Source organism: Streptomyces sp. NPDC090022, from assembly GCF_044748145.1.
Lineage (GTDB): Bacteria > Actinomycetota > Actinomycetes > Streptomycetales > Streptomycetaceae > Streptomyces.
This window is the reverse complement of record NZ_JBIVFN010000016.1, coordinates 71,491-87,395: the sequence shown is the minus strand read 5'-3', so window position 1 is coordinate 87,395 and position 15,905 is coordinate 71,491. Positions and strand designations below refer to the sequence as shown.

The 15,905-nt window shown below is 70.2% G+C and carries 23 protein-coding genes; 11 read left to right on the top strand and 12 right to left on the bottom strand.

The genetic code is table 11. From position 1 onward, the window contains the following. Positions 1 to 25: 25 nt before the first annotated feature. The 7 genes from ACIPXB_RS25230 to ACIPXB_RS25200 form a co-directional block, all read right to left on the bottom strand. Positions 26 to 667: a hypothetical protein gene (locus ACIPXB_RS25230; protein ID WP_401453591.1), complete on the bottom strand. Its 642-nt coding sequence runs from the start codon at positions 665 to 667 to the stop codon at positions 26 to 28. A gap of 3 nt (positions 668 to 670) precedes the next feature. Then, the gene (locus ACIPXB_RS25225) at positions 671 to 1,009 is read right to left on the bottom strand and encodes a hypothetical protein (RefSeq protein ID WP_401453589.1); all 339 of its coding nucleotides are present in this window, start codon (positions 1,007 to 1,009) and stop codon (positions 671 to 673) included. Positions 1,010 to 1,085: 76 nt separating this feature from the next. Next, positions 1,086 to 1,421 (bottom strand): helix-turn-helix transcriptional regulator, encoded by a 336-nt coding sequence (locus tag ACIPXB_RS25220; protein WP_355591533.1) that lies wholly within the window; start codon positions 1,419 to 1,421, stop codon positions 1,086 to 1,088. Beyond that, positions 1,418 to 2,113: a hypothetical protein gene (locus tag ACIPXB_RS25215; protein ID WP_401453587.1), complete on the bottom strand. Its 696-nt coding sequence runs from the start codon at positions 2,111 to 2,113 to the stop codon at positions 1,418 to 1,420. Before ACIPXB_RS25215 ends, ACIPXB_RS25220 begins: the two co-directional genes overlap by 4 nt. Before the next feature lie 15 nt (positions 2,114 to 2,128). Next, positions 2,129 to 2,302 carry a hypothetical protein gene (locus ACIPXB_RS25210; protein ID WP_401453585.1) on the bottom strand — a complete coding sequence of 58 codons (174 nt, stop codon included), beginning with the start codon at positions 2,300 to 2,302 and terminating at the stop codon, positions 2,129 to 2,131. Positions 2,303 to 2,736: 434 nt separating this feature from the next. Then, the gene (locus tag ACIPXB_RS25205; RefSeq protein ID WP_401453583.1) at positions 2,737 to 3,363 is read right to left on the bottom strand and encodes a hypothetical protein; all 627 of its coding nucleotides are present in this window, start codon (positions 3,361 to 3,363) and stop codon (positions 2,737 to 2,739) included. Continuing rightward, positions 3,357 to 4,865 carry a hypothetical protein gene (locus tag ACIPXB_RS25200; RefSeq protein ID WP_401453581.1) on the bottom strand — a complete coding sequence of 503 codons (1,509 nt, stop codon included), beginning with the start codon at positions 4,863 to 4,865 and terminating at the stop codon, positions 3,357 to 3,359. The genes ACIPXB_RS25205 and ACIPXB_RS25200 overlap by 7 nt, the downstream gene beginning before the upstream one ends. Before the next feature lie 152 nt (positions 4,866 to 5,017). Here ACIPXB_RS25200 and ACIPXB_RS25195 point away from each other — a divergent pair, with 152 nt between their 5' ends. The 5 genes from ACIPXB_RS25195 (at position 5,018) to ACIPXB_RS25175 (ending at position 7,552) form a co-directional block, all read left to right on the top strand. Further along, complete coding sequence (locus tag ACIPXB_RS25195) at positions 5,018 to 5,194, top strand: hypothetical protein (protein WP_401453579.1); 177 nt, start codon at positions 5,018 to 5,020, stop codon at positions 5,192 to 5,194. A 226-nt stretch (positions 5,195 to 5,420) separates the two neighbouring features. After that, positions 5,421 to 5,627, top strand: coding sequence for a recombinase family protein (locus tag ACIPXB_RS25190; protein ID WP_401453577.1), 207 nt, complete (start codon positions 5,421 to 5,423; stop codon positions 5,625 to 5,627). A gap of 64 nt (positions 5,628 to 5,691) precedes the next feature. Beyond that, the gene (locus ACIPXB_RS25185) at positions 5,692 to 5,973 is read left to right on the top strand and encodes a hypothetical protein (protein WP_401453575.1); all 282 of its coding nucleotides are present in this window, start codon (positions 5,692 to 5,694) and stop codon (positions 5,971 to 5,973) included. Between the two features lie 384 nt (positions 5,974 to 6,357). Continuing rightward, positions 6,358 to 6,663: a hypothetical protein gene (locus ACIPXB_RS25180; protein ID WP_401453573.1), complete on the top strand. Its 306-nt coding sequence runs from the start codon at positions 6,358 to 6,360 to the stop codon at positions 6,661 to 6,663. Between the two features lie 241 nt (positions 6,664 to 6,904). After that, a complete protein-coding gene (locus ACIPXB_RS25175; RefSeq protein ID WP_401453571.1) occupies positions 6,905 to 7,552 on the top strand; it encodes a DUF6461 domain-containing protein in 648 nt (215 codons plus the stop codon). 44 nt (positions 7,553 to 7,596) lie between these two features. On the opposite strand, the gene ACIPXB_RS25170 is transcribed toward ACIPXB_RS25175, so the two are convergent. From ACIPXB_RS25170 to ACIPXB_RS25160, 3 genes are all read right to left on the bottom strand, one after another. Next, entirely contained in the window at positions 7,597 to 7,857 is a 261-nt protein-coding gene (locus ACIPXB_RS25170) for a hypothetical protein (protein WP_401453569.1), read from the bottom strand. Between the two features lie 180 nt (positions 7,858 to 8,037). Continuing rightward, positions 8,038 to 9,969 carry a molecular chaperone HtpG gene (gene htpG, locus ACIPXB_RS25165; RefSeq protein WP_401453567.1) on the bottom strand — a complete coding sequence of 644 codons (1,932 nt, stop codon included), beginning with the start codon at positions 9,967 to 9,969 and terminating at the stop codon, positions 8,038 to 8,040. A 42-nt stretch (positions 9,970 to 10,011) separates the two neighbouring features. Beyond that, a complete protein-coding gene (locus ACIPXB_RS25160; RefSeq protein ID WP_401453565.1) occupies positions 10,012 to 10,662 on the bottom strand; it encodes a type III effector protein in 651 nt (216 codons plus the stop codon). Positions 10,663 to 10,795: 133 nt separating this feature from the next. Between ACIPXB_RS25160 and ACIPXB_RS25155 the strand changes: the two genes are divergently transcribed. The 3 genes from ACIPXB_RS25155 (at position 10,796) to ACIPXB_RS25145 (ending at position 12,097) form a co-directional block, all read left to right on the top strand. Continuing rightward, a complete protein-coding gene (locus ACIPXB_RS25155; protein ID WP_401453563.1) occupies positions 10,796 to 11,227 on the top strand; it encodes an Hsp20/alpha crystallin family protein in 432 nt (143 codons plus the stop codon). Between the two features lie 100 nt (positions 11,228 to 11,327). Continuing rightward, a complete protein-coding gene (locus ACIPXB_RS25150) occupies positions 11,328 to 11,723 on the top strand; it encodes a DUF2267 domain-containing protein (protein ID WP_401453561.1) in 396 nt (131 codons plus the stop codon). Beyond that, on the top strand, positions 11,720 to 12,097 hold the full coding sequence (locus ACIPXB_RS25145; RefSeq protein ID WP_401453713.1) for a DUF2267 domain-containing protein: 378 nt from the start codon (positions 11,720 to 11,722) through the stop codon (positions 12,095 to 12,097). The genes ACIPXB_RS25150 and ACIPXB_RS25145 overlap by 4 nt, the downstream gene beginning before the upstream one ends. A 239-nt stretch (positions 12,098 to 12,336) precedes the next feature. On the opposite strand, the gene ACIPXB_RS25140 is transcribed toward ACIPXB_RS25145, so the two are convergent. Next, complete coding sequence (locus ACIPXB_RS25140; protein WP_401453559.1) at positions 12,337 to 12,675, bottom strand: MerR family transcriptional regulator; 339 nt, start codon at positions 12,673 to 12,675, stop codon at positions 12,337 to 12,339. A 605-nt stretch (positions 12,676 to 13,280) separates the two neighbouring features. Between ACIPXB_RS25140 and ACIPXB_RS25135 the strand changes: the two genes are divergently transcribed. Further along, positions 13,281 to 13,562 carry a hypothetical protein gene (locus tag ACIPXB_RS25135; protein ID WP_401453557.1) on the top strand — a complete coding sequence of 94 codons (282 nt, stop codon included), beginning with the start codon at positions 13,281 to 13,283 and terminating at the stop codon, positions 13,560 to 13,562. Between the two features lie 112 nt (positions 13,563 to 13,674). Here ACIPXB_RS25135 and ACIPXB_RS25130 read toward each other — a convergent pair whose 3' ends face one another. Beyond that, on the bottom strand, positions 13,675 to 14,058 hold the full coding sequence (locus ACIPXB_RS25130; protein WP_401453555.1) for a site-specific integrase: 384 nt from the start codon (positions 14,056 to 14,058) through the stop codon (positions 13,675 to 13,677). A gap of 1 nt (position 14,059) precedes the next feature. Here ACIPXB_RS25130 and ACIPXB_RS25125 point away from each other — a divergent pair, with 1 nt between their 5' ends. Together ACIPXB_RS25125 and ACIPXB_RS25120 are read left to right on the top strand one after the other, a co-directional pair. Further along, positions 14,060 to 14,608, top strand: a complete 549-nt coding sequence (locus ACIPXB_RS25125) for a hypothetical protein (RefSeq protein WP_401453553.1) — start codon at positions 14,060 to 14,062, stop codon at positions 14,606 to 14,608. Beyond that, positions 14,605 to 15,864 carry a hypothetical protein gene (locus ACIPXB_RS25120; RefSeq protein WP_401453551.1) on the top strand — a complete coding sequence of 420 codons (1,260 nt, stop codon included), beginning with the start codon at positions 14,605 to 14,607 and terminating at the stop codon, positions 15,862 to 15,864. The genes ACIPXB_RS25125 and ACIPXB_RS25120 overlap by 4 nt, the downstream gene beginning before the upstream one ends. Positions 15,865 to 15,905 lie beyond the last annotated feature (41 nt).

Below are 15,905 nucleotides of genomic sequence, written 5' to 3'. Positions count from 1 at the left end.
GGGTCTGATTGTGGTCGGCTCGTTCTCAGCTGTCGCCGGCCCCGCGGGGAACCCAGCCAGATGGTGACCGTGTGTGATCCCCAGGTGCGTACCGGCTCCATGACCCGCTGCCGGTTTCTCTGACGAGGCGGCTGGTGGTCTTGTCGTGGTAGCCGAGGACGTCCGCGACAACGGGGCCGGGCAGTTCGAGGAGTTGCTGGCGGAGGGCGGCGCCGCGGGCGGCGGCGGCCGGGACCCCGACCTCGTTCAAGAGCGCGGGCAGATGGTCGGGGCGGGCTGGCTGCCCTGCCCGGCGGCCGGGGAAGAGCCAGCGGGACGCGGGGTTGGTGGCGGTGTTCATGTTGTCGCGGTTCGCGGTGTGCTCCAGCAGCAGGGCGGCGACCGGATCAGGGACGGGCGAGGCCGGCTCCCCCAGCCGTAGCAGCACGACGTCGCCGTCGCGGATGACGTCGTCGATGCTGAGCCGGACGATGCGGCTCACGGGCTGCGCGTAGAGGAGCACGATGACTCCGGCGACGCGGAGTCGCACCGGTTCCTCGGTATCGGTCAGGTGAGCGGCAGCCCGCCAGGGCTGGAGTCTGTGGAACGCGTCGTGGGTCGGCGGGATCTCGCCGAGGCCGAGCCGCCGCAACAGCTGCGAGGCGCTGCCCGGCTGGTCACGGCGCATCTCTCACCAGGCCAGGCCGCTTCTGGGCTTGTCCATGGCCACCAGCAGGTCGAACAGCGGGACCAGCGTGGGTCGGATGCGGTCGGCGCCGTCGTCCAGGAGTGCGGTGAGGCGGTCGGTGAGGGTGCAGCGTTCACACAGCCGTCCGCCCAGGACCTTGCCCTCGAAACCGCAGCGTGAGCAGTCGAAGGTCTGGGAGAAGCAGGCGCAGGCGGTGCAGATCGGTGCTCCGTCACCAGGGCGGAGTCCGGGGAGGGCGCGATCCTGGCCGCATCCCGGGCAGGTGCCCCGTGTCCGGACGGCGCGGTCCGAACAGGTCCGGCAGACGTATCCGTCCGGCAAGGCCTGTGGCGGCCGCAGCGGCAGCACTGCGCCATGTACCAGCGTTCGTACTGCTCGTCGGTGGCGTAGGGGCGGGTCATGCGTCGGGCAAGATGCGGGCGGCGCGGGGGCGGAGCTTCGCAACGTTCGCGGGCGGGGTGGGCAGGTCGCCGGTGGCGGTCTTGCGGACGCCGGCGTTCTCGGCGGTGGTGGCCACCAGGTCGGCCGGGGTGCAGGACAGGATGTCGCAGAGCGCGGCCATGACCTGCAACGACAGGCGTTCCGGTGTGCCGGAGACCAGGCGGTGGACCTGGGAGGCGGACAGGTCGATGCCGCGTTCGCGCAGCAGCGGCACCAGTTCGGTGGCCGTGAAGATCTGGTGCTGGGCCATGACCTCGCGCAGCCGCCAGGTGTATCCGACCTTGCGTTTCATGCTTGCCTCCCGGTCTGGGTCTGGAGGGCGGCGGCGATGGTGGAGTCCAGATGCCGCCACAGCGTGCGGGTGCGGAAGTCCGAGGACACACAGGTGTAGAGCGAGGTGGTGCTGGCGTGCTCGTGACCGACCTGCTCCTGCACGATCCGCAGGCCCCGCTCGGAGGGCCAGGCTGCCGGGTTGTTGTCGTTACCGAACAGCGGGCGGACCTCGGTGAACCACTCGTCCAGGACGTCCGGGGTCCAGTCGAAGACAGTCAGCACCCCGCGGCGCTTGGGCGGCGAACCCTTCTTGGCCTTGCCGAAGCGGACCAGGCACCGGCCGTACTCGCCGAACTCGGCGCCGTACGGATTGCGGCCGAAGGCCCGGATCCTCTCGACCTCGTCGTCGCAGTGCGCGAAGAAGCCGTGCAACTCGGCCTTGGTGAACGCGCGCTTCATCGCGTCCGCCTCATCGTCCTGAACGTGCACCGCGGTGTTCCACTCGTGCACCACCTGGACCGGATGGGTGCCGAACCGCTCCTGACAGGTCGCTGTCCACTCGTAGAGAGGGTCAGTGATGAAGTGGCAGAACGCCCGCACCGCCTCGGAGTACGAGCGGATCGTCGAACGCTTCAACTCTCGCAGAGAGCGCAGATCACCGAGCCACTCGTCGACCATCGCCGGCGTCCAGTGCCACGGAAAGGCGTTCATGTAGGCGGCGAACGCCTACAGCGTGTTCTCCCGGCCCTCCGCGGTCGTGCGAGCCAGATTCCGGGCCAGCTGCTGGTTGGCGAAGCCGGTCAGCATCGCTGCGAAGACTCGTTCGACCAGATGCAGCCTCGCCGCCCCCGGCACCGACCCGCTGAACCCCACCATTCCGCCACCCTCCGTCACTCGCATTCGGTGCGAGAAAACCGCATCCGATGCGAGTCAGCCGCCGATCCGCAGGCCAGCCAGCCATACGAGTGACTCGGCTGGTGTTCAGGTGCCACAACCCGCAAACGTCGCATGCCGCTTCAGGGCCTCAATCGCCCAGGCCACGCAGGGGAATCCGGGCATCTGTCGACGCTGCATCGCAGACCGTCGCGAGTTCGCATCCGATGCAACTGGCCGGTGATCACGGGCGGCTGGACCGTCCCTTTCGGATCTTGTGGCCGGGCGCGCGTTGTCCGGTGCCGTGCATCTCCCCAGCTACCGCTGGGAGGGACCCCGGGCGGAGGAGCGCGCGTGTACTGGAGGTACGCGGGTGCTCCGACAACGCCGCGAGGTGCGGTGCCGGGCGGCGCGTGCCCGGCAAGATCCGGAGGGCCGGTGTGCGGGCGCAGGCGGTCGTCCTACACGGTGCGGAACAGTGGCTTGCCCTCCCGCAGCCGGCGGCAGACCCGTTGGTAGCTCGGGCGGCGGAGCTTCGGTGGCAGGCCCTGCTTGGCCCGCTTCACACCGCCGTCGTACACCTGCGGGACGAGGATCTCGCGGGCTGCGCGGAGTTGCTCCTTGGGCGGGTGGTAGGACTCGACCTCCACTTCCAGCTCGCCGGTGTGGTAGGAGGCGGACTTGTCGGACAGCACGAGCGCCCTGGCATGGACCTGACCCTCCACCTCGAAGGTGAAGTCGTTGTAGTAGCCGTAGACGATGCCCTCGGCCCGCAGGTCGCCCGCGACGTACAGCGATCCCCAGGAGACCAGGTCGCGCACCACCAGGTCGCCGAGTACCACCAGCATGCCGATGTCACAGACGTAGTCGTCCAGGAATCCGTGCACGATCAGGTCGCCGTCGACGACCAGCGCGACGTCGAGACCGAGGTCCTCCGGAACCACCAGATCGCCCTGGTGGTGGTACCACCCGATGCTCGTGTCCCGGAGGTAGTCGGCCATGTTCGTCTGGGAGCCCAGCCGCTCGACCACCGCGGAGGTGTCGGAGAGCCGGTCGAACCGGGCGCGCCAGGTGGACATGGTCAGCACGGGGTCTCCGTTCCGGCCCGGAGCTTGCGGACTTCCAGCAGCTGGCGGGCCTGGGTGGCGTACGAGGTGTCCGGGCACGCGGCGATGGCGGTGAGCACGGGCTCGGGCAGGGCGGGGTTCTTCAGCATGTCGTAGTGGCGCACGCCCGCCTCGGCCCAGGTCAGCAGGATCTCGAGCGGGGTCGCCGGGTTCTTGGCGACCGCGTCGAGTTGGCTGGTGTCCTCGGCGCGGGCGGGGTCACGGACGAACGCGGCCAGCGCCGCCGGCGGGGTGTGGCGGTTGGCGACAGCACGGCGCAGGTAGTAGATCGGGCTGCGGACCATGGCGGCGAGCACGTCTTCCGACGGCTCGCTATGGCGGGCTTCGTCGATCTCCGCGAAGCTTTTGCGTTCGGCTTTGCCCGACACCGTGCTCGCGCAGTACGTCAGCCCGAACTCGACCATCAGGTCCGCGGGCCAGTTCGGCTGGTCCATGGCGTTGCCGGGGTGGAAGTACGGCCACAGGTCCAGTGCATGGAGCGCGCGCAGTGATTCGGGCGGGATCGCGGGGTGTTCCAGTGCCGCGTACACCAGGCGCTGAAGGTCCTCCTCCTGCCCGGGGAGGGTGCTCGCACCGCCGCCGAACGAGCGCGTGATCGTTTCGACCAGCCGGGCGAGCGTCTCGGGCGGGGCCGTCGGGTTCTGGCTGATCGCGCCGAGCACGGCCAGGGTCGGGTCCCCGGCCAGTTCGGTGAGGTGCCGGACGGGGGTGAAGGCGTTGGCGGCCGTGGCGGCCCGGACGCACGGTTCGGGGTCCGCCGCGAGCCGGGCCAGCACGGCCGGTGTGCGGTTCCGGTACTGCTGGGCGATCAGTTCCCGGACCCGGGTGTCCGAGTCCTGCGCCAAAGCGTCCAGCCACGGGGTGAGTTCTGGTGCGGCGCGCTTGTGAACGGCGGTGCGGCGCACTTCGGGGTCCGGGTCGGTGAGGTCCGTGTCGCCGGCGTGGCCGAGTGCGGCCACCACCCGGCGGACCCGGGCGTCCGGGTCGGTGGCCAGGGCCCGTAGATGCTCCGGACGGGCGCCGACCCGCCGGGTCATGGTCAGGCGAACTTCTGCGCAGGCGTCCCCGGTCAGCAGATCGGTCACCTTGCGCGGCAGTTTCTCGCGCCCTGCCAGCGCCCTGCGCACCGTCGCCGATCCGTCCCGGGCCAGCGCCTTGAGGGCTGGTTTGGGGGTCGCCCGGTGCACCGCTGCTACCTGGCGCACCGATTCCTCCGGGTGGGCGGCGAGCTCGGCGAGCCGTTCGGCGGAGGTGGCCGGGTGGGCGGCCAGCGCGCGCAGTACCCCGAGCCAGTCGGGGCCGCTCTCGAGGGCCCGTACGGCCAGCTCCTCGGCCAGCTCGGCCGGCAGACCTATCCGGGACGCCACGATCCTGGCCGGCCCCGGAGCCTGCGCCGCCAGTTCTCGCAGCCGTGGCAGCGATGTGGCCGGGCGCCATGCCTCCGCGACGTCGTCGGTATCCATCTGCACCCCTTCGTGACGTGCCGCCCCTGGTGGGTGGCCCCGGCCCGGGCACCCGGCTGCCCCGGGTACGGCGGTGGACCGCATCCGGGACGGCATCAACACCACCGACCTGGGGAGATTCTGGCACGGGGCAGTGACAACGGGTCGTGTCGGTGAAGCTGGACCGTCCCGAGTTCTCGGGCTCCACGTGGGGCGTGCTGGAGAACACCGAAGCACGCGACTGCGTCGGACAGGCCGTCCAGGACCACCACGGCAGGTGGCTGAAGGAGGACCCGGAGCGGGCCGCAGCCGTCATCGACCGGATCCTCCAGGGTGTCCGCCGGACCTGACCAACAGCAAGCCGCCCTGCCGGTCCAGAAGGCCGGGACCGGCAGGGCGTCGGAAGTCAAGACGCGCGATCGGAGTTCAGAAGTGGTCCCGTCCACCCGCGGAGTGCCACACGGTCTTCAAGGAGCAGATCAGCACCCGCGTCAAGGTCCGGCCCGAACTGGCGAAGGCGCTCGCGCTGGCCCACCAGTTCAAGGAGGCCGCCCCCGAGACCCGGTCATCCTCACCGTGCACGAACTCAAGCGCCTGGCCAGGAACGCGGCCGAGCTGATGACGCTGTCCGCCTCGCTCCAGGCCTGCGGCATCCAGCTCGAACTCCTCACCGGGCCCCTCACTGGGATCTACGACCCCAACGGCATGGGCGCCATGTTCTTCGCCGTCCTCGCCGTCGCCGGGCAGATCGAGCCGCAACTACGTCCGGGAGAAGAGCCTTGAAGGCCAGGTCATCGCTGCGTCCAAGGGCAACCACGGCGGCCGCCCGAAGGTCATCGACGACAACATGCTCACCTTCGCCGTCGCCCTGAAGGGCAAGGGCCTCCCCGTCCCCGGGATCGCCAAGAAGCTGACCATCAGGACCGGGAAGAACGCGGGCAAGCACCCCTCCGTCGCCTCGTTGTACCGAGCCCTCGCGGAAGCCGAGGCCGCCGCGCCAGACGACGGCGTGCCGATGCGGCCCAAGCCCGTCCGCCTGCGCCGGCCGGGAGAGCCACTCACCGCCGAGGAGATCGAGCTACGCGAACGGCTCCAGGCCCAGCCCCACCCGACCGCCGAGCTGAGGTAGACCCGCTCCCGACCTGCACCGAGCCCATGAACATCGGCTTGGTGTTAACCGCTGTACCGCTGTTCCCCGAGGTCGGTCACACGGTGTTCGAGGTCGCGGACCGGGCGGTGAATGAGGTTCTGGCCGGCCGCGCCGGTTGCGTTGACGTCACTCTGACGCCCGACGGCGGCGTGTGTGTCGCCGACGACGGGCCGGGCGTTCCCCTCGACGAGCCGGGGGCGGTCGGCGATCCCGGGCTCGAAGCCCTGCTCACCCACATGCGGGCCGGGGCGGGAGCCGGAGGCCGGACGGCGACCCGAAGCGGGACCACCCTTGCCTTCTGGCCCGACGCCGACATCTTCGGAACCGCGGAGTTCAAGTCGGCCCACCGTCGACGGCACGCACGTGGTGGGCTTCCGCGACGGAATGACGGCCGCGGTCACCGCGTACGCGCGGGAGGAGAGACTGCTGAGAGCTACGGACCCCGACTTTGGCGCGGAGCGGATCGGCGAGGGCCTGACGGCGGTCGTGTCGGTGAAGCTGGACCGTCCCGAGTTCGAGGGCTCCACGTGGGACGTGCTGGGCAACGCCGAAGTACGCGACTGCGTCGGACAGGCCGCCCAGGACCACCTCGGCACGTGGCTGGAGGAAGACCCGGAGCGGGCCGCAGCCGTCATCGACCGGATCGTCCGGAGCGCCCGCCGGAGCTGACCGACAGCGAACCGCCCTGCCGGTCCAGAAAGGCGCGGGCGGCAGGGCGTCGGAAGGATGCAGACACTCGATCGAAGTTCAGAGACGGCCGTCCAACCGCGCGTGCGAACGTGGGACCGCTCTCACATATGCCCCGAAGGCACGCGCGGGCGGCGACCGCGCTGCAACGCGGGCTTCCAGTGGTTGCTGGATTTCGCGGCCAGGTCCCCTGTTGTCAGAGGGACAGGCGAGGATGGCCACCATGACAGACGGAATAGCCTGGCTTGCCGCTCCCCAGTCCATTACGTTCGGCGGCTACCACGTGGTCCTGGCCCGAGGACTCACTCCGGAAGAACTCGCCGACCGCCTCGCGGAAAACCTTAGAGGCGGCGAGCGGTGCACGGCGGTGGCGGTCGGGGAGCACACCGGCGGCTCCCTCGAGGAGCTCCTGGACGACACCTTCGGGAGCGTCTACGACGGCATCGGCCTGCGCCTCGGCCACGCGGGCGACTGGGTCTACGCGGTGGCGTACGGAGGCTGGCAGGACGAGTTCGACTCGGTGGAGGCGGTCTCGCGCGGTGGTGCGCACGTCTGCCTCGTGGAGTACGAGGAGGAGAACGGCAAGCCGGTGCCGCCGCAGTTCGCGTACGCCCACGACGGCCGCCTGCTGAGCGCGTGCAATCTGCACCTGGATGCTTCGTGGGGCTACGACGGGGTCGACGGAGACCCTGCGACAGCTACTCGCCTGCAGGATCTGCTGACCGCCGCAGGCCTGCCCGACCATGACAGGGAACGCGGGGAGGCCCACCGCATCGCGCTGGGGGTCGTGGAGCGGTTCTTCGGCCTCTCGCTGCCGAAGGCCCCGATTGTCGAAGGAACCCTGCCGGCCGTCGTACTGGAACCGGCGTAGTCACCACGCGGGCCCGCCCCTGATGCCTGCCTGCGCGGCCTGAGCTACAGGTCGTCCGGCCGGGCGGTCCTCCCCCGCGCCGCCTGGACCTGGTGCCAGGGGTTCTGGGACCTGGACTGGGCGCGGTCGAGGTACTCGCGCTTGACCGTGGCCGACCCGGGTTTCCATCGGCCCTGCCGGGTCGGGTCGCCGCCGGCGTCAGCGTGCCCGCCGCTCCGCCCGCGGCGGTGGGCCGTCTGCCTCGCCAGCCCGGGCTCGCCGTCGCCGGTCTGGCGGGATATGGGGAGCCGGCACGTCGTCGGCACACTCATCACGATGTGGGCGCTGATGAACCTGCTGCCCGAGCGGACCCGCACCAGCTGACGGGCGACGGACGACAGGCGACGGACGACGGTGCCCCGTGCGCGGATACGCGGGGGTGGAGGGTGGGCGAGGTCCGGGTGGGTGCGGCCCGGCGTTTCGGCTGTGCCGGGCCGCACCCGTGGTCACAGAGCGCGGGTCAGGCGGTCGGTGAGCAGCCGGGTGAAGCGGGCCGGGTCGGGCAGGTCGCCGCCTTCGGCGAGCAGCGCGCTGCCGTATATCAGCTCGGCGGTCTCCGCCAGCGCGGGGTCGTCGGCGTCCGCGTCGTGTGCCGTGCGCAGGGCGGTGATGAGCGGGTGCACGGGGTTGAGTTCCAGGATCCGCTTGACCGGGGGCATCTGCTGTCCCATCGCCCGGTACATCTTCTCCAGGGTCGGCGTCACGTCGTGGGCGTCGCCGACGATGCAGGCCGCCGAGGTCGTCAGGCGTGACGACAGGCGGACCTGCTTGACCTGCTCGGACAGGGTGGTGGTCAGCCACGGCAGCAGGGCGGCGAAGTCCTGCTCGCGCTGGGCCTTCTCGGCGTCGGTCTCCTGGTCGCCGTCGGCGGACTCGTCGAGATCGACCTGGCCCTTGGCGATGGACTGCAGGCGGTGGCCGTCGAAGGCCGGGACCCGGTCCACCCACACTTCGTCGATGGGGTCGGTGAGGATCACCACCTCGTACCCCTTGGCGGCGAAGGCTTCCATGTGCGGGGAGTTCTCCACCATCGCGCGGGTCTCGCCGGTCAGGTAGTAGATGGTGTCCTGGCCGTCCTTCATGCGCTCGACGTACTCGCGCAGCGTGGTGGTCTTCTCCGGGTCGTGTGTGGAGGCGACCGACACCAGCTCCAGCAGGGCCTCGGTGTTGTCCGGGTCCTCGACCAGGCCTTCCTTCAGCGCCCGGCCGAACTGGGCCCATACCTTCGCGTAGCGCTCGGCATCCTTGGACTGCATGTCCTTGAGGGCGCCGAGGACCTTCTTGACCAGGCGCCGGCGTACGCCGCTGATCTGTCGGTCGTGCTGGAGGATCTCGCGGGAGACGTTCAGCGACAGGTCGTGGGCGTCCACGACGCCCTTGACGAAACGCAGGTAGTCGGGCATGAGCGCTTCGCAGCCGTCCATGATGAACACCCGCTTGACATACAGCTGCACGCCGGGCTTGGTCTCGCGGGAGAACAGGTCGAAGGGTGCCTGCGAGGGGATGAACAGCAGCGCCTCGTACTCGAAGGTGCCTTCGGCGCGCATATGGATCGTCTCGGCCGGTGCCAGCCAGTCGTGGCTGATCTGCTGGTAGAACTCGTTGTACTCGTCCTCGGTCACCTCGCTGCGCGGCCGGGCCCACAGCGCCTTCATCGAGTTCAGCGTGTCGATGTCGCGGGTGGTCACGCCCTCGCCCGCGGCGTCGACGTCGGTGCGCTCGGTGGCCATCCGGATCGGCCAGCGGATGAAGTCCGAGTACCGCTTGACGATCTGGCGGATCTTCGGTTCGGAGAGGTAGTCGGCGAGCCCGTCCTCGCTGTCGGCGGGCTTGAGGTGCAGGGTGACCGAGGTGCCCACGGGCAGGCCGTCGACGGCCTGGAGGTCGTAGGTGCCCTCGCCGTCGGACTCCCACCGGGTGCCGGAGTCGGTGCCGGCCCGCCGGGTGCGCACGGTGACCTTGTCGGCGACCATGAACGCCGAGTAGAAGCCGACGCCGAACTGCCCGATCAGGCTCTCGGCGGTGGCAGCGTCCTTGGTCTCCTTGATCTTCTCCAGCAGGCCGGCGGTGCCGGACTTGGCGATCGTGCCGATCAGCTCCACGAGATCGTCCCGGGTCATGCCGATCCCGTTGTCACGGACGGTCAGTGTGCGGGCGTCCTTGTCGACCTCCAACCAGATGTGCAGGTCGGTGGCGTCGATCCCGGCGAGGCCGGAGTCGGTCAGCGATTCCAGCCGCAGCTTGTCCAAGGCGTCGGAGGCGTTCGAGATCAGCTCGCGCAGGAAGATGTCCTTGTTCGAGTAGATCGAGTGAATCACCAGCCGGAGCAACTGGCGGGTCTCGGCCTGGAATTCCAGTGTCTCGACACTGCTGCCCATGTGGGTCTCTTTCTGTGGATACGTCATGAACGGTGGTGGGTGTCAGTCATCGTCAGCGGCTGTCGTCGTACGCCGGCCTTCGAGGGCGTCCAGGGATGCGACGAGGCCGGTGTGGCGGGCATCGAGGTAGGGGCGCATGCCGGCCAGGGGCGCGATGAGCTCGGCGGCGTCGGCGGCACCGAGCGTGGCATGCAGGGCGGCCTGGGCCGAGCGCGCTTCGGGCCCGAGGTGGGTGAGCGCGGTGATCTGTCCGGCGAGGCGGCGCAGGTCGGCGGCGTGGGCGCGGGCCCAGGTGGCGGTGGCGCGTTCGGCGGCCCTGGCCTGGCGGGTGGCCGTCACGCGCTGCTCGCCGGTGGTGCCTACGGCGCCGGGGCGGCCGCGCAGGTAGCGGCGTTCGGCGGCTTGGCGGCTGGCGACGCCGAGGGGGCCGGCGAGGTCGGCCCAGCTGGCGCCCGCGTCGCGGGCGGTTTCGATCAGACCGGTCTCCCAGCCGGCGAGCTGCTCGCGCACCTGCCGCAGCAGCATGAGGGAGGCCAGCGCCTGCTCGGGACCGGGCCCGGCGGCGTCGGGAGTCTCGTGCTGGGCTTCGCGCAGCGCGTCGTCTATGGCGGCAAGGGCCGCCGCGGCGGCGACGAAGGACGCCGGGCTGTGGGCGTCGGAACTGGTCGTGGACGGCCGGTCGGCTGCGGTCACGGGCACCTCCCTCGGACGGTCATCGGGTCGATGACATCATGTTTGTCATCCAGTGGATGACATGTTACAACAGTGTCAGTGAAGTGAGGCGCATTGGCAGCAACTGCCTGAACCTGCTGGAGGTGTTTTCACGATGTTGATGCGCACCGACCCCTTCCGTGAGCTGGACCGGCTGGCGCAGCAGCTGATGGACCCGGGCACCTGGTCGAAGCCGTCGGCCATGCCGATGGACGCCTACCGCGAGGGCGACGAGTACGTGGTGGCCTTCGACGTTCCGGGCGTCACCGCGGACGCGATCGACATCGACGTCGAGCGGAACATGCTCACCGTCAAGGCCGAGCGGCGGCCGGTGGCGAAGGCCGACGACGTGCAGATGGAGCTGTCCGAGCGGCCGCTGGGCGCCTTCTCCCGCCAGATCGTGCTCGCCGACACCCTCGACACCGAGCACATCCAGGCCGACTACGACGCGGGCGTGCTCACCTTGCGCATCCCGATCGCCGAGCGTGCCAAGCCCCGCAAGATCTCCATCGGCGTCGGGTCCGACCGCAAGGAGATCTCCGGCTGACACCGGCCGGACGGGTGCGGAGGGGAGGGCCTGATCTCCCCCTCACCCCGCCCCTCTGCACCCCTCTCGGACGGACCGACGAAGAAGGGGGCCAGCCGAGATGACTCTGCGACGCGAAGCGTTCCTCGGCCACGTCAAGGAACGCGGCGAGTACGACACTCCGGAGGAAGCCGAGCGCGCGGCCCGTGTGGTGCTCGCCCTCCTCGGCGCACACCTGGTCGGCGGCGTCCGCGCCCAGCTGGCGGCACGCCTGCCCGAGGAATTCGCCCTGATCCTGCTCAACCCGCTGCAGAGCGCCGAGCCACTGCCCCCGGAGCGGTTCGTCCGCGCCACCGCCGCCTGGATCGAGGGCGCCACCGAGCAGACCGCGGCCTGGGACGTCAGCGCCGTGCTGTCCACCGCCGCCGACGCCGCCGGCGAGGACCTGCTGGGCCAGATCCTGCTCCAGCTCCCGGCCGGCTACGACCTGCTCTTCGGCCGCCCCCAGCCCACCTGACCAGCGGTGCCGCACACCGGCACCGCTCCACCTCGGCTCCACGAAAGGGCACCGTCCGCCTGGTCCTGGCAGGGCTGGGACGTCAGCTGACCGGCGACGAGCGCGTCGACCTGGCCGCCTGCCTGCCCCTGGAGGCCGCACGTGCCCTCACCACGCAGATCCCCGACACGCAGCCGCTGACCGGATGGGCCTTCGTCAAAGACCTTGCCGCCCGCTCCGACGCCTCCCTGGCCACCACCCGGTGGGACACCGGTTCCGTCTTCGCGGCCGTCTCCGCCTACGCAGGCTCCGACCTGATCACCCGCATCCTGCACCAGCTGCCCACCGGCTGGGCCCTACTGTTCGACCGATCCGAACTCACCCCGGCCGCGTAAGGGGCCGTGTCCTTCCAGCGCCAGGGACGGATCCGCCCGGCCGTGGTCCAGCAGGCCCGGTCCGGGCCGGCACCGGCCCGCACCCAGCAGGGAGAGGCCGCCGCAGCACCGGCTGACAGCCGGGCTGCGGGTGGGGCTGACCACGGTGGAGACGACGTTGCCCGGGACGCAGAGGTGTCCCGGGCGGTACGTGCCTGCGCCGGCCGCGAAGCTTTGGGCAGCTGCCGGTCTTCGCTGTCTCAGCCCGAGGCCGGTGGAGCGGATGATTCGGCGGCGCGGCGGTATTCGGCGTTGATGCGCTGGGCTTCTTCGAGCTGGTCTTCGAGGATGATGATGCGGCAGGCGGCCTCGATCGGGGTCCCGTGGTCGACGAGTTCCCGGGCCCGGGCTGCGATGCGCAGTTGGTAGCGGGAGTAGCGGCGGTGACCGCCCGCGGAGCGGAGCGGGGTGATCAGGCGGGCTTCGCCGATGGCTCGCAGGAAGGCCTGGGTGGTGCCGAGCATCTCGGCGGCCCGGCCCATGGTGTAGGCGGGGTAGTCCTCGTCATCGAGACGGCCGAAGCTGTCGTCGGCTGTCATTGCACCTCTCTGTGGAACACGCTTGAGGGGCCCTGGTGTCGTGTGACACCAGGGCCCCGAAGGAACTGCTACACCATCTGCTGGTACTGCGTACTGCCCAGCGGCCTGTGACAGCACCGCCCTTCGGCAGCCGGCCCCGTCGCCCGTCCTGCATCTGCTCCGGCTTGGAACCCCACTGCCGAACCTCCCGGTGCGCGCGTCCGCAGCCGACGCCTTCACCGAGGTACTGCTCACTGACCTTCGCTGCTGGGTACTGCGTCAACTGCGGTACTGCTCACGGCGGCCCCTGATCACTGCGGGCCACCCGGTCCGGTCGCCAGTCCCGTCGCCGTCCTGCAAAGACCCTGGCTCCGAAACTCCGCCACCGCACCGTCCTGCCAACTGCGGATGCTGCTGCCCGGTGGTTCGTCTCTACCGGGTTCTGCTGACTTCCTTGGCTACGAGAGAAACCATAACCAGACCACCACCCGATGTCTACTCCAGCCAGCATAGATTTTCGCGTATCCAGTGATGAGGTAATCGAACTCGAACGGCGATGACGCCGCGGTTCGCGGATCACCGGCCCGCGACCCGAGGGTCGAACTCGGTGTCGTCTGCCACGGGACATGTCAGTCGCTGTGGCCAACGAGGTGCGGGCGACGGTGATCCCCTCGCAGCGCGGGGTCCTGGTCGCGGTCGGCGGAGTGGATGGCGAGCTGTACGTGAACGGCAGGGCTCTGACGGATCAGTGGGCGTCGCAGCTGCGCGACGACCTGCCGGACCTGGCCTCGGACGTGGTCGGGCTCCAGGCCCGCCGTGCGCAGTGGCAGGACGCGCCGCCGACGGACCGCTCCGTCGAGCTGAGGGGGTCGGCCCGTACCGATCCGAACTGCCACGGCGTGCACTGACCGGCGCGCGCTCGCCGACCGTGGGACCTGGGCGCCCCCTTGCAGGGGGATCGCCGGGACGAGCCCAAAAGGGGCCAGGGAATGATCTTGAGCCCTGATGAGGTGGTCCGGTTCACCTTCGGCGGGCCGCGGGGTCGCGCTGGGTGACGTGCCGGGCGACCGCGTCGACGCTGGGGCGGGCGTATCGCTCCAGGGAGCGGACGGAGGCGCGCCGGGACCGCGCGAGCAGCATCGGGGTGGAGGCGCCGTCTTCAGCGTCGTGTGTGAGGGCGCTGTGGCGGAGCTGGCGCGGAGTCCAGCCGTCCAGGTCCTCGGCGTCCCCGGGTGAGGCGAGGGGGTTGGCCAGCAGCCGGGTGCTCCCCTCGAAGATTTCCTCGGCCCGGCGGCAGGAGAGCCGGGCGCGGCCGGTCTCCGGGCACACGTCCAGCGTCGCGGCCCCGGCCGGGGCCCTGCGGCCGGTGAGGAACGCGGTCAGGCTCCAGGTGCTGTTCAACACCTTGGGGATCGCGTTGTTCCTGTGGTTCCTGGGGCCGCTGTGGAAGGTGCTGAGGGAAGCCGAGGGTGAGACGGCACGGGGCTCGGCGGTCGCGCTGGTCGCGGCAGGTGCCGGGTCGGCGCTGATGCTGGTGGGCCTTGCGCTGACGTACTCGGTCCTGCTGACGACGAGCCCGGCGCAGGCCGATGCCGTCCCGGCCTTCTTCACCGGCTCGGCGGTGCTGTTCGCGCTCGGCGGCGGCGTGCTCTCGCTGTTCTTCTTCGCCGTGGCCAAGGTCATCCTGCACACCGGGGTGATGGGCCGGTGGCTGGGATGGCTCGCGCTGATCGCCGCGGTGCTGTCGGTGCTCGCGTTCATCAGCCCCTTCTGGGTGAGCGTCCTCAACCCCGCCACCGGCGTCCTGGGGCTGTGGTCCTGGTGGGCCGCGTTCGTCGTATGGGTCCTGCTCGCAAGCCTCGTCCTCGTCTTCGGGGAACGCCACCAGGCAAGGACACGGGCGGGCGTGGGGCCGGAGCCGGCGGGTCCGACGGTGGAAGGAGCAGGCAAGTGAATCGGTTCCTGCACGGGACCTGGCGCGTCCTCAAGCCGCTCCTGGAAGTGGTCGTCGCCCTGGTGGTGCTCGCGGTGCTCATCGTCCTGCCGCTGCTGAAGGGAGCGACCCCGCAGGTCAAGAACAGCCTCAGCGGGTTCGCCGAGAGCCCGCTCGCCAACACCGGCCCGCTCGTCGGCGACCTGAACGCGATCCCCACAGAGGTCGCGTGCATGAAGAAGTACGCGGCCGACCCGGCCAACAACATGGTGAACTACCCGCCGGTGATCGGATCCCCCGAGCACACCGACGCGATCCACAGCGGCGTCCACCCCTGTGCCACGTGGACCGGCGATTCCAACGGGCCCAACCAGGTCCTCCGGTACAAGTCCGAGACCAACTATCCCGGCGGCATCGTCTTCGTCACCTTCGGAGGACCCTACGACGCCTACCTGATCGCCGGGAGCAGCGGGCTGGAGGTGTACCCGCCCGGCGCGTACGTATCGAAGTTCAACCCCTCGACCGGCAAGGAGATCTGGCGCCAGCCACTGCTGAACATCAACGTCAACGGCCAGTGGAACCCGGCCCCGAGCATGCTCGTGGGCAAGGACGGCGTCTACGCGGCGTACGGCCCGCACGTCTACCGTCTCGACCCCACCTCGGGCGCGATCCTCGCGCACGAGGAGGTGCCGATGCTCGACGGGCCGCAGACGGACGCCAACTTCGACGGGCTCCACATCACGCCCGACGCGCAGGGCCACATCCTGATCAAGACCCAGAACCGCGTCCCCGGCTGCCGCACCTACGGCAACTTCGCGCTGGGCGCCTGCCCGGGCGCCCCCGACGCCAACCCGAAGACGACCATCGCGGTTCTCGACCCGCTCTCCCTCGCGGTCGTCGACGAGATCAAGCTGAGCCAGGCCATCGTCGCCCGTACGATCGTGACGACGTACAAGGGCAAGATCTACGCCTACCTCTCCGGGACCAAGACCCTCATGCGCGTCCGCTGGGACCCGGAGGCCAGGAAGCTCACCGAGGACACGTCCTGGGCACCCGCGTACCTGCTGGAGGGCCAGGGCCCGGGGGCCGCCCCCGCCGCCGTCGGCAAGTGGATCATCGCCAACGCCAACGCCAACCCGTCCAAGACGGTCCCCATCTGCGCCTTCGCGGTCAGCCAGGACGACCCCAGCGACTACAGCCGGCTCTGCCCGTGGGGAGAGAAACTGCCGGTCCGCGGTGCGAGTACGAGCAACACCCTGGCCTCCTTCTGCCTCTGAAGGGGACCTGCACGCATCACAGCAGGTCACCATGACTGCTC